13 protein-coding genes are annotated in these 12,137 nt (G+C 25.7%); 2 read left to right on the forward strand and 11 right to left on the reverse strand.

The window, feature by feature from the left end; all coding sequences use genetic code 11:
- Positions 1-5 precede the first annotated feature (5 nt).
- The 6 genes from N4A48_RS01820 to N4A48_RS01845 form a co-directional block, all read right to left on the reverse strand.
- Positions 6-770, reverse strand: a complete 765-nt coding sequence (locus N4A48_RS01820) for an acyl-CoA dehydratase activase (protein WP_334303766.1) — start codon at positions 768-770, stop codon at positions 6-8.
- A gap of 8 nt (positions 771-778) precedes the next feature.
- The gene (locus tag N4A48_RS01825; protein WP_293663968.1) at positions 779-1,030 is read right to left on the reverse strand and encodes a DUF3343 domain-containing protein; all 252 of its coding nucleotides are present in this window, start codon (positions 1,028-1,030) and stop codon (positions 779-781) included.
- Complete coding sequence (locus N4A48_RS01830) at positions 1,027-2,319, reverse strand: double-cubane-cluster-containing anaerobic reductase (protein WP_293663969.1); 1,293 nt, start codon at positions 2,317-2,319, stop codon at positions 1,027-1,029. Before N4A48_RS01830 ends, N4A48_RS01825 begins: the two co-directional genes overlap by 4 nt.
- Before the next feature lie 172 nt (positions 2,320-2,491).
- Positions 2,492-2,653 (reverse strand): hypothetical protein, encoded by a 162-nt coding sequence (locus tag N4A48_RS01835; protein ID WP_293663970.1) that lies wholly within the window; start codon positions 2,651-2,653, stop codon positions 2,492-2,494.
- 1 nt (position 2,654) lies between these two features.
- Entirely contained in the window at positions 2,655-2,798 is a 144-nt protein-coding gene (locus N4A48_RS01840) for a hypothetical protein (RefSeq protein ID WP_293663971.1), read from the reverse strand.
- 186 nt (positions 2,799-2,984) lie between these two features.
- Positions 2,985-4,646: an ATP-binding protein gene (locus tag N4A48_RS01845; RefSeq protein ID WP_293663972.1), complete on the reverse strand. Its 1,662-nt coding sequence runs from the start codon at positions 4,644-4,646 to the stop codon at positions 2,985-2,987.
- Positions 4,647-4,870: 224 nt separating this feature from the next.
- On the opposite strand from N4A48_RS01845, the gene N4A48_RS01850 reads away from it, so the two are divergent.
- The gene (locus N4A48_RS01850) at positions 4,871-5,563 is read left to right on the forward strand and encodes a response regulator transcription factor (protein WP_293663973.1); all 693 of its coding nucleotides are present in this window, start codon (positions 4,871-4,873) and stop codon (positions 5,561-5,563) included.
- A gap of 96 nt (positions 5,564-5,659) precedes the next feature.
- Here the strand turns inward: N4A48_RS01850 and hpt are convergent, their stop codons facing one another.
- Positions 5,660-6,187, reverse strand: coding sequence for a hypoxanthine phosphoribosyltransferase (hpt, locus tag N4A48_RS01855; protein WP_293663974.1), 528 nt, complete (start codon positions 6,185-6,187; stop codon positions 5,660-5,662).
- Between the two features lie 128 nt (positions 6,188-6,315).
- On the reverse strand, positions 6,316-6,654 hold the full coding sequence (locus tag N4A48_RS01860) for a YkvA family protein (protein WP_293663975.1): 339 nt from the start codon (positions 6,652-6,654) through the stop codon (positions 6,316-6,318).
- Positions 6,655-6,796: 142 nt separating this feature from the next.
- On the opposite strand from N4A48_RS01860, the gene N4A48_RS01865 reads away from it, so the two are divergent.
- Entirely contained in the window at positions 6,797-7,423 is a 627-nt protein-coding gene (locus N4A48_RS01865) for an NUDIX hydrolase (RefSeq protein ID WP_293663976.1), read from the forward strand.
- Here N4A48_RS01865 and N4A48_RS01870 read toward each other — a convergent pair.
- From N4A48_RS01870 to N4A48_RS01880, 3 genes are read right to left on the reverse strand one after another with little or no spacing between them, the layout of a single operon-like run.
- Positions 7,401-8,069 (reverse strand): PD-(D/E)XK nuclease family protein, encoded by a 669-nt coding sequence (locus tag N4A48_RS01870; protein ID WP_293663977.1) that lies wholly within the window; start codon positions 8,067-8,069, stop codon positions 7,401-7,403. The genes N4A48_RS01865 and N4A48_RS01870 overlap by 23 nt on opposite strands.
- Before the next feature lie 2 nt (positions 8,070-8,071).
- Complete coding sequence (locus N4A48_RS01875; RefSeq protein WP_293663978.1) at positions 8,072-10,210, reverse strand: ATP-dependent helicase; 2,139 nt, start codon at positions 10,208-10,210, stop codon at positions 8,072-8,074.
- Between the two features lie 12 nt (positions 10,211-10,222).
- Positions 10,223-12,085, reverse strand: coding sequence for a hypothetical protein (locus tag N4A48_RS01880; protein WP_293663979.1), 1,863 nt, complete (start codon positions 12,083-12,085; stop codon positions 10,223-10,225).
- Between the last annotated feature and the right edge of the window lie 52 nt (positions 12,086-12,137).

Below are 12,137 nucleotides of genomic sequence, written 5' to 3' on the forward strand. Positions count from 1 at the left end.
TCTTATTACCCTAAAAGAGCAGCACCGATTGCACCTGTAAATTGAGCACGATTATCGGTATTTATTTTTTTGTTTAATCTAGATTTAAGTACATCTTTTAAATATTCATTATTACATAATCCACCTGAAAAGAATACTTCTTCATTCAAGTTGATTTTAGATGTAAGAGAACTCACTTTATCTACTATAGAATGAATAAGACCTGCTGCTATATCCTCTTTTTTAACTCCCTTAGATTTTAAACTTATTATTTCTGATTCAGCAAACACAGTGCACATACTATTTATTTTTATAGGAGTTCCATTATAAGCTATTTCAGACAATTCTTTTACATCTATAGCCATAGCAGTACATATAACTTCTAAAAACCTACCAGTACCCGCTGCACACTTATCATTCATTATAAAGTTTAAAACCCTTCCATCATCATCCAATTCAATAGCCTTACTATCTTGTCCTCCTATATCTATTATTGCACTAGTTTTCTCATTTAAAAACTTAGCTCCCTTAGCATGGCATGTAATTTCAGTTATTTTCTTATCAACAAAATCTAGTGCAACTCTTCCATAACCCGTTGCTACAATACTTTTTATATCTTTTCTATCTAAATTATTATTACAAATTATATCCTCAACTAACTTCTCACAAGTTTCTTTTGGACTCCATCCACTAGGACATACTTTATATTGAATAATCTTTTTATCATTCATAAGAACTATTTTAGTAGCAACTGAGCCAATATCTATTCCTATTGTATACAACTTAAGCACTCCTTAAATCACCATAATTTTTCACATGTTTTTACTTCTTTATTTATTCTATACAAGCCTTCATTCTTTAACTTATTTTTATTAACTAAATTGTGTACACAAGATAAAACTTCTTCTTTTAACATTATAGACATTCCACAGCACTTACTTATAATTCTGGGTGTTGGCACTATCGTGTATTTTATTTTGTCTTTTTTAAGAACTTTTTCAAAACAAAATCCGTCATTATAAGAATCAAATAGAATATAATATTTTATCAAGCTGTAACACCTTTCTTTTCTTTAACAATTTCAACTAAAGCTTCAACTCTTGTTTTTATTTGACCTGTATCCTCTTCACTATAATCACTTTCTATCATGATAACAGGTATTCCCTTTTCTTTTAATGCTTTTTCTATACTCTTATATTCAATTGAATAAGTAGAACAAAACTGTAGTGAATTATATACAACTGCATCTACTTTGTATTCTTCTATGTATCTTAATATATCCTCTACTCTACCTTCATTAGGAGTAAAGCATGCACAGTTTATTCCAAGATATCTATTAGCTAAATTTTCAAATTGCTCATCCATACTTTGAGCATTCTCGTTAACTTGGTTTTCAAAATATCTAGTTCCAGTACAAGTTTCCTCACAAACTACCACAGCACCACTTGTCTCTATTATATGATGCATCTTCCAATTCGGAATAGACATAGGTGTTCCTGTAATCATAATTCTTGGAGTATCCTTTTCAAATACACCTTCATCTTTTTTCACTCTATCGTCTAACTCATCACATAAATTGTTAGTCTGCTCTATAAATCTATCTATATCATCATAAAAAGCAATTTGAGATACTAAAAGAGCATCTTTTCCACTTATAGGAACTGGATCACATTTTCTAAGATCATATAATCTTTTTAAAACTTCTCTCTTTTTATTTACAACTTCTATTTTTTCTTTTAAATTTTCAAAGTTAAGCTTGTTTCCAGTTTTATCTTCTAAAACATCTTTATATATATTCATTTCATCTATCCAATGAAGTCTATCTTTTTCTCTTTTCATTTGTGGTAAGTCCATAACGTGTACATCCATATAATCTCCTAGTATTTCCCACGCTTTCTTCTTTCCATCACATGTAGTTTCTCCAACTACCATATCACATGATTGGAAATATGGACATGTTCTACTAAGCTTTGCACCCATTGAAGCTTTAATAAGAGGACATGTATTTCTTGGCATTACTTTTTCACCATCTGGAACCCAAAATTGAGATCCAGAACAAATTCCTACAGGCACACAATCTAGGGCTAATGTTATCTCATCTGGAACAAACACACAAAATGATCCCACAACTTTTTTATCTTCCTTCTTTGAATCTTGAAGTTCTTTTATTCTAAGTCCGTGAACTTCTGATATTACAAAGTTGTAATAATTCATATTTTCTGGTCTATTTTCTTGAGAAAGATATACATCTTCATAAAACATCGGAAGTACTTCACAAAGTCCATCATGCTTTTCAATATCAATATTTAATTCTTGCCACATTTTTGTATAATCCGCCATATTATCTCCTCCAAAAATAAGTTTTATTAATACATACCTTAATATATTAACTTATTTTGTAACAATAACCAGTAAATATAAAATTTATTAATATGTGAATTTTTACTATAAAAAAAATCTATAGAAAATTCATCTAATTCGCAATATATAGTGAGATTACTCTATTTCAGTGTTATGAAATATTTCTAAGAACATAATATTTTATTAAACTATCTAATGCTTTATCTAAAGTTACTAATTCTAAACCATTTTCTTCATTTAATTCTTTTTTCTTTATATTGTATATTTTTTCTTTAACTCTAATAATTTCTTTTTCAATCTCTACTAAGTTCATTCTATTCCACTCCTTTTCTAAATAGTTTACTTAAAAAACCTGTTTTCTTCTTCTTATCTTCTCTTATAGCTGATATGTACTTCATTAGTTTTTGATTCTCCGCTTGAATCTGCTGTTTTTGTTTTTCAATAATCTCTCTTTCCAATAAACTTCTCCTTCCTTATTCTTTATGGTTTTAGTTCTTTCTATAGTAAATATGTCTATATTTTTTTGCCATTATTTGTCATGTAAAATAAGTTTTTGTTTCTTTATTGATGATTTTATCATAATTTACCACAATCCAATTTAAAGAAATCTTAAAGATTTTAAAAGGGATGAGTTTCTCCCATCCCTAGATTAATATATAAAAGATAGTTCCTTTATTCAATTCACTTTCAACCCATACTTTACCATTATGCTTATCAACAATTTCCTTTGTAATATATAGACCTAATCCTATTGATTCTCTTTTTGCATTTTTCCCTTTATAATACCTCTCAAAAATATATAATATGTCTTCTTTATGTATACCAACACCATTATCTTTTATGGATATTTTTATTTTTTCATTTTTTATACATTCAGTAGCAATCTTTATATAACCTTCTTCTTTACTATATTTAATTGCATTAATTATTATATTTTCAATAGCTCTATATAGTTTTAATCTATCTATTTTTTTGTTAATTTTCGCTTTTTCATCTAGCTCTAACAAAAGTTGAATATTTTTAGATTCAGCTTTTAACTCTATATCCTTTAGTATATTTTTAAGGAAATTATTGATATTGACTTCTTCTTTATTAAGTACGATTTTGTAATCTTCCAATCTAGATATAAAAAAGAAATCATTGACAATATCATTTAAATATTTCGTTTTTCCATGTACCCTCTTTATGTACTTTTCTTTATCTTCTTTTCTTGCTTCTCCATCTATAATAGCCTGAGTATATCCTATGATTACTGTAATAGCGGTTCTTAAATCATGTGATATATTAGTCATAAGTTTTGTTTTATCCTTATTAGCTGCTTCTGCTTCTTCTTTTGCTTTAGCTAAATTTGCAAAAGTTTTGTATAAATAGTAGATTACCAATAATAATATTGTGCTAAGTATTACTATTGTAAATATAAGCTTTTTTTCTCTATGACTATTTTTAGGCATGATAAATGCCTTTTCATACAACTCATTATAATTTGTATTATTTATAACTTTATTGATAATCGGGATTAATTCACCAAAATCTTTTCTTACACCAATAAATACTTGATTCTTTTGTTTTAATTCACCAATTATTTTTATATTATCATAGGCTCCTTGTTCTTTATAATAAGTAAATACAGGAATGTCAGTTATAGTATAATCCGCTTTTTTACTTGAAATATATTCTAAAGCTTTTTCCATGCTTTCTACTTCAATGATTTTGGTACTAGGATTTTCTTTTGAAATAATGTCTAAAAACCAATAACCTTTAGGTCCAACGCAAGTTTTTCCTTGAAGTTGTCTAATATCATTAAACAACTTTGAGTTATCTTTATGTCCAAGAATTACTTGACTCATTTCTATATAACAAGTTGAATAATCTAAATATTTAGACCTTTCTTTTGTAAATGATACAGCAGGAAGAATGTCTATCTTTTTTTCAAAAACATTTTTTAACATTGTATCCCATGTTTCTTTTAAACTATCTTTATGTATTTTAAATTTTAATCCTGTTACTTGATTGACTCTCTTAATAATTTCCACACCAATACCCTTTGGATTTCCATTGTTATCAATATATTCTACAGGAATGTAATCCTCCGCTATCCCTACATATATATTTTGGTCTTTAAATTTCTCTATCCATTTTAATTCTTTGTATGTAAAAATTTCTTTTTTCAGATTGATTGTATCATTTCTTATATAAACTTCTTTCATATCTTTATATTTATCAATTGAAACTCCTATTAGAATTAAGAATGATATACTAGTTAAAATTAAGAATCCTATGATAATGATCATAAAAAATTTCTTCATTTCTACCCCCCTTTTAATTTCATCAATGACTAACTTTGCTTAATGCAAAAATTTATTTTCAATATATATTCATTATATAATAACAATTTTAGTTTTTATTAGACATTTTTCCTTTTATTTGTATATTTTTCTTTTTTTATAGATTCACAAATGTTAAAATACACTATATACATATTTTTGTAAAAGAAAGGTGGGATTGAAGTTACGATTTAGTAACAAATATAATGGATGAATATAATATACTAGTCGTTGATGATGACCCTGATATAACTGAAGTCATTACTCTTTACCTTAGAAATTCTGGATATAATGTAAATACTGCCAGTAATTGTAATGAAGCATTAAAAAAGATTAATAATGAATACTTTCATTTAATTATATTAGATATTATGCTACCTGACTTTGATGGAACTTTTCTTTGTCAAAAAATTAGACAATATATATATTGTCCTATTATCTTTATCAGTTGTATTGATGATGAAGATTATATAATTAATGCATTAAATTTGGGTGGAGATGACTACATAAGAAAGCCCTTTAATCCGAAGGAATTAGTAGCACGTGTTAAATCTAATTTAAGAAGGGTAATATATGACCAAAATATAAACACACTTAATAATAAAAAATTATCTATTAAAGATTTGACTATTGATGTAGAAAAATATACTGTTATTAATAAAAATAAAGAGATTTCTTTATCGCCTATAGAATTTAATATCCTCTTATTTATGATTAATAATCCTGACAAAATATTAAGCTACTCTGAAATATATGAGAACGTATGGAAATGTAAAAGTTTAGGAGATATAAGAACTGTAATGGTTCACGTAAGTAATCTAAGAAAAAAAATAGAAGATAATTCCAGTGAAAAATATATAAAAACTGTTAAAAAAAAGGGCTATATATTCTTGTCATAAGATAATATAATGTCAATCAATTATCTTAAGAATTAAAAAAACTCCTTTATGTCAATAATTAAAATACAAATTAAGACAAGAAGGAGTTCTTTTGCATTAATCTTCTTTTCCAACAATAGCTATATAAGGTAAATTTCTAAACTTCTCTGCACAATCTATTCCATATCCCACTATGAATTTATCAGGTATTTTAAATCCTACATAATCAACTGGAATATCACACTTTCTTCTTTCGGGCTTATCAAGTAAAGTACATATTTTTAACGATTTTACATTTCGAGCCATTAGATTTTCACGTAAATAACTAAGAGTAAGACCAGTATCTATTATATCCTCTACTACAATTACATTTTTACCTTCTATATTACTATCTAAATCTTTTAAAATTCTTACAACGCCAGAACTTTCAGTAGACATTCCATAGCTTGATACAGCCATAAAATCTAATTTTACATCTAATTTTATCTTTCTTATAATATCTGATATAAATACACAAGCACCTTTTAATATTCCAACGAATACTACTTCTTCACCTTTATAGTCATTTTCTATATTTTTAGCAAGTTCATAAACTTTTTTTGCTATTTCTTCCTCACTTATAAGAATGTCCGTAATTTTATACACTTTAATCACTCCCGTTTGTTTATTCTATCAAATTATATCACACTTCTAATAAAATGTGAATTTTTTTAGATTTATGTTTTTAAATATTCGTGTTTATTTTCAAAAAAAGATAAAAGCTAAGGATATTCTTAGCTTTTATCTTTTATATCGTACTCTATATTATCTATAACACTACCATATTCACTATGATATCTATGCTTAATATTTTTTGATTTTAGTTCATATTTATCCAATTCTTTATTTATTTCTGTAAGTAAATAAAGAATCACTACCCCATCATCAATAATACCAAAACCTAATATAACCTCCGGAATTAAATCTAGTGGAGATATAAAATATATAAAACCAAATACCAATAGCATAATAAGCTTTAATTTTTTAAGCTTAGAAACACAGCTATCCTTTAAAAAATCAGATACAAGTCCTATTCTTTTAAAAAACGACAAAGCATACTTAAATTTTTTCATAATATATCATCCTTTTAAATATTTATTTGTATGTAATTTTTTTACAAGAAAGACTTTTTTATAACTTATTTAACATTATATATTAAATATATATTATAATTATAGTATATATTCATTAAATAAATATTTAAAGGAGAATTTTATGATAGAAAAAATTACTAGTAGCTTTTTCAAATTTAAACCTCAGATAAATAACTATAAAAGACTATCAAAAGCCTCTGTTTTAATACCTTTAATTCAAAAAGATTCAGATACTTTTATTTTATTTGAAGTTCGATCAAAAAATTTAAATACCAGTCCATCTGAAATTTCATTCCCAGGTGGAAAGTTTGATACATCTGATATAACTCTAGAAAGAACAGTTATAAGAGAAACATGTGAAGAACTAGGATTAAGCAAAAATAATATTTCTATAATAACACCTTTAAATATACTTGTAACTCCATTTAACATGCTTATACACCCATTTTTAGGTACAATAGACAATTACAATAATATTAATATAAATATTTCTGAGGTAGACCATACTTTTTTAGTTCCTTTAGATTTTTTTATTAATACAACTCCTAAGTCTTATAAGCATACTATACAAATACATCCTTGTAGTGATTTTCCTTACGACTTAATCCCAAACGGTCAAAATTATAAATTTAAAGAAGGTGTATACGATACATTAATATATGAATATAAAAACTATGTTATATGGGGTATAACAGCTAGAATAATAAAAGATTTTATAGACACTATTAAAGAGAATCTACACTTATAAACTGTTGGTTACAAATAGAATTAAATTGACAGAATGAGCAGTGTTTACCTATTCTTTCATCAAAGTTTTTCTCATTTATTATACTAACTATCTTGTTTTTAAGCTCTATTTTATTGTATTTATGTTCACTATGGCTATAATCTATTTTTATAGAATTATCAAACCTTGGATTATAGTATATAAGACTTATATCTTCAGGATTCACATCGAATTTTTCAGCTATATTATGTAAATATATTTTAGTTTGATATGATTTTTCCAACTTTGACTTATCAAACTTACTTTTACTAGTTTTCCAATCATATATAGTTATCTTTTGTTTTTCTATTTTTATAAGGTCTACTTTTGCTATTAGTGATATTTCCTCGTCTTTGTATTTTATATTATACTCAGGATACATACCTTTTTCTCTTTTTAAGAACTTTTTTAAATTGTTAAAAAGTATATAATCCGCTCTTCCTTCCTCCAATTCTTCATCTATTCCTATATAATACCTTTGGGCTAATAGATGAAACTGGCTACCAAAATTCGGATTATCATTACTCCACTTTATATTATCAATATATATTTTTTTAAATTTAAGCCTACATGTATCGTAGGTATCTATGCTAGATTGACTAAATTGTATATCTTTCAAATCACTCATGTTTACCTTCTCCCTTCTATAAAACGTTGCGTTACATTAAAGTATATAGAATGATTCGATTCTTTCCCATTTGTATATACATATAACCTCTCTTTTGCTCTAGTAAAGGCTACATAAACAAGTTTTAAAGTTTCAGATAGTATATCACTCTTCATCTTTCTGGTGATATTTTTAGTTTCTTTATTTTCTATTAAATAATCTATTTCCGATTTATATAAAGTTTCTATATTTTTATATTCTTCTTTTAAATAATACAGTTCTCCTATAAACTTATCATTGAATTTACCAGGATAATCAGATATTGTCATATGAGGTATAACCACTATATCCCATTCAAGTCCTTTAGCCTTATGACAAGTAGTTATAGTAACATTTCCCTTTTGTGGCTCATATCCTTGCTCTTCAAATACCATAGATGCAAAATAATTAAATGAATTTTTATTCTTCAAAAGTTCATGGGCTAAATGTTCTAATGTGAAATTACTGTTTTCAAAAAACATTTTATTACATATGCTCGATATATAATCTAGTATTGCAAGTTCTTGTAAGTTAAATTTAAACTCTTCTCCTATTTGAACTAAGAACTTATCTATCTTTTGTATAGAGTATTCAAATAAATTTCTAAAACCTTTAAATAGTTCATCTAGCTCTGTTCCTATATCCATCTTTTGTATAGACTTATTTCCTATTGGAAAAAATATATCTTCTATATTATATTTATCTATCTCACTTTTTTGCATTTCGGTAAGTTCTTCATCATAAATAATATCTATAACTTTAAATAAATTTTCTTTGTCAGGATTTGATATAAAACTTACTATTTTTCCTATTTTCTCAATCACAAGAGCTGCCTCTCCTCTATATTTATCTATAACTTGATATGGTATATCTTCTTTTTCAAACAAATTGATATATTTATCTATCTTATAATTATATCTAAGAAGCAGTGCTATTGTTTTATCTGGATATTTTTTTACAATATTTTTTATATTACAAACAACATCCTTCATCTCTATATCTTCATTTTGGCAAGTTTTTGTATATATACCGATATCATCTACAACTGGATTCTGAAATGGATCATCCTCATCAACAGGCTTTATATACTGCTTTACTAAAACTTCATCTTTATTTAGCTCCATCCCATTTTCATTGCTCCATTTTACTAAGTAATTTGCAAGGTTCAATATATTTTTTGTATTTCTACTAGATACTGGTATAACTATTTTATCTACATCTTCTCTTTCACAAAATCTTCTAAATAGTCTATAATCAGAATTTGTAAACGTTGACATTATAGCTTGATTAGGATCTCCAACTCTAACTAAATTCTTGTTATCTTTAGATAATAATGCTAATATTTTTTCTTGAGCAGGAGATGAATCTTGTGCCTCATCTTCAAATATATATGTATATTTTTGTTGAAATTTATTTAATATATCTTCTTTATTTTGCAGTACCCTTAAAGCCCTAATAATTATATCATCATAATCTAATTTTCCTTTTTTTATTAAGTCTTTTTCATAGAAAATATATATATTGACTATTATCTTTAAAAGATCATCCATTTTAGGATTGTTTCTTAATATATTCTGAGCTTCATTATACGTTATTCCTTTTGACTTTAAATAACTTATTATGTTTTTAGCTACAGATATAAATTTATCACTCCACTTTTTTTCGATTTTTTGTATATATTCCTGAGAACTGTTATTTCTTATATTTAAATATTTAGAATATATATGCTTATAAGTTTTATAAAATTCAAATGAATGTTTTCTAATTATATCATTAGCCTCAATATCATCTATAACTTCAAAATCATCGTCAAGTCCTGCATCCTTTGGGCTTTCTCTTATTATAGAATTAGCTAAAGAATGAAGAGTCTTACATTCCCATCCGTTCTTACTATCAAGACCTTTATCTTCTAATAAAGTCTTTAGCTTTGTTTTAAAATTTGATACAGCACTATTAGTAAAGGTAACTATAAGAATTTTACCATCTTTATTTAAGTCCTGCTCTATAAGTTCTGCTGTTTTTGATGTTATAACTGTAGTTTTTCCAGCACCTGGAACAGATGGTACAGCAAGCGTACCTCCTTTATACTGCATCACTTGTATTTGACCTTCTCTCCACTTCATAATTTATCTCCTTTAAGAATCTGCCTTTATATATTTATTTAACTCACCCGTTTGTTCATATCCATTAGAGTTAAATTCACTACTATATATATATACTTTATCCGAAGCTTTTCTAAGTAATCTGTCAACTACACTTTTAGTCTGCTTATATCTATATAATTGTTCATTATCAAAATTCCATTTTTCACCTTTATTTTCTCTTAAAAAGATAAATGAATTGTGATATTTTTTTATTCCTATTTGATGCCATACATCTGAATTTGAATCTGTCCATATTTGTATTTTGCTTTTTTTAGAGCTTAACAAATACGAATAAGATGACCAGACCTTTATTCCATTTGACTCTATATCATCTCTTGTATCAGAAACCCTTATACCCTTTGAAATCATATCTATAAATAATTTATTTTTATTATTTTTAAACTTTTCATTCTCATCAGCATAGTCTATAAATGATTTAGCCAGATTTATTAAATAATTACATGTACTTAAATTTTCTGCATTTACATTAAGAGGTAGCAGTATATCCAAAAACATTTTTTTCAAAAACTTATCCATATCAAGTTCACTATTTGTATTTTCGTATATCCAATTTCTTAAAATTTCATATTTATTTATATACTCTTTATCTATATCAATAGATATTAACTCTTCAATTCCTGGAAGTTCATAAGGTTCTTTTTGAGTTATGTTATTAGTTATGTACCTAGACCTTATCATATCTGTATCCAATATAAATGATACCATTTTACATATAGAATCTTTATTAGGACTCATTTTCCAAGAACTATTTACTAAAAGTGTTATAGTAACTAAGCTATTTATATATGGATTATCAGTAAGAGATCCACTTCTAGTCATAATATTTATATTAACACCATTTTTATCCATCTCTTTTTTTATTCTATTCTCAAATATAGAATCTACAAATGGCCCTATTATATCTATATCCTCTTCTTTATACCCATTTGTTAATAGTTTTTGAATGTCTTCAGATATTTTAAGTATCATCTCACTTCTCATATTAGAATTTTTAAATTCTATATTCTCTATATTTATAAAATTCGATGTACCTATATCTATGCTTTTACATTTAGGAAGTATTACCTGTTTGAAAGTTTCCTCGTCAGCCCCAAGTATCTTTGTTATAGCTCCATCAGAATTATAAGCTATATGAGTTTCCTTTACTATATTCATTACCTTATTTATAAATTTAAGTTCAAGAAATGACTTTTCTTGAACATCATCCACAATAAAATAATCTATATTATTTTTTATATACTCCTCATATAAAGGGTCATCTATTATATATTTATTGAAAAGATATGATGCTAAGCTAAAATTCAAAACACCTTCATTTATGTTTTTTCTAACAAATACATTTATTATATCCTTCATAGATAAAATATTCTCTTTTACAAGTATATCTTCTATATCTAAAAAGTTAACTAAATACTTATCTACTTCATCAAATTCTATGCAATTTAGAGATATTTTAGATATATTATTAAGTATATCGGATGACAAAACCGAGTTAGGTATATTTATATCTAAAAACCTTCCTCCTTCTCTATATTTATCTACAAGTTTATTTAGAAGATACTCACTTATCTCCATATCTAAAAACTTTGGAGTATTCTTTTTTATTTTAATATTCTTTTGTACTAAAGGCCAAAATAAAACTATATGATTTCTAATTATTTTATAAAATGTACTAGTATCTATATCTTTCCAAAATCTTTTTTGAGATTTAGAGTTTATAAATACAATTATTTTATTTTCATTAATATTATTTTTTATAAATTCTTTATATATATTTATCAACTTAGTCGTTTTACCACAATTAGATGACCCAGTGTATACATATTTACTCATCAAAACACCACCACAGTCTTTATTTAAATTCTTAATACAAAAACCTTATGAC

This window comes from Tepidibacter sp., from assembly GCF_025210165.1.
Classification (GTDB): Bacteria; Bacillota; Clostridia; order Peptostreptococcales; family Peptostreptococcaceae; genus Tepidibacter_A.

Excerpts from the sequence above, each read along its gene's own strand:
- N4A48_RS01880 (WP_293663979.1), bottom strand. The coding sequence starts at position 12,085 with ATGAGTAAATATGTATACACTGGGTCATCTAATTGTGGTAAAACGACT.
- N4A48_RS01845 (WP_293663972.1), bottom strand. The coding sequence starts at position 4,646 with ATGAAGAAATTTTTTATGATCATTATCATAGGATTCTTAATTTTAACT.
- N4A48_RS01875 (WP_293663978.1), bottom strand. The coding sequence starts at position 10,210 with ATGAAGTGGAGAGAAGGTCAAATACAAGTGATGCAGTATAAAGGAGGT.
- N4A48_RS01835 (WP_293663970.1), bottom strand. The coding sequence starts at position 2,653 with ATGAACTTAGTAGAGATTGAAAAAGAAATTATTAGAGTTAAAGAAAAA.
- N4A48_RS01850 (WP_293663973.1), top strand. The coding sequence starts at position 4,871 with ATGGATGAATATAATATACTAGTCGTTGATGATGACCCTGATATAACT.
- N4A48_RS01860 (WP_293663975.1), bottom strand. The coding sequence starts at position 6,654 with ATGAAAAAATTTAAGTATGCTTTGTCGTTTTTTAAAAGAATAGGACTT.
- N4A48_RS01865 (WP_293663976.1), top strand. The coding sequence starts at position 6,797 with ATGATAGAAAAAATTACTAGTAGCTTTTTCAAATTTAAACCTCAGATA.
- N4A48_RS01830 (WP_293663969.1), bottom strand. The coding sequence starts at position 2,319 with ATGGCGGATTATACAAAAATGTGGCAAGAATTAAATATTGATATTGAA.
- N4A48_RS01870 (WP_293663977.1), bottom strand. The coding sequence starts at position 8,069 with ATGAGTGATTTGAAAGATATACAATTTAGTCAATCTAGCATAGATACC.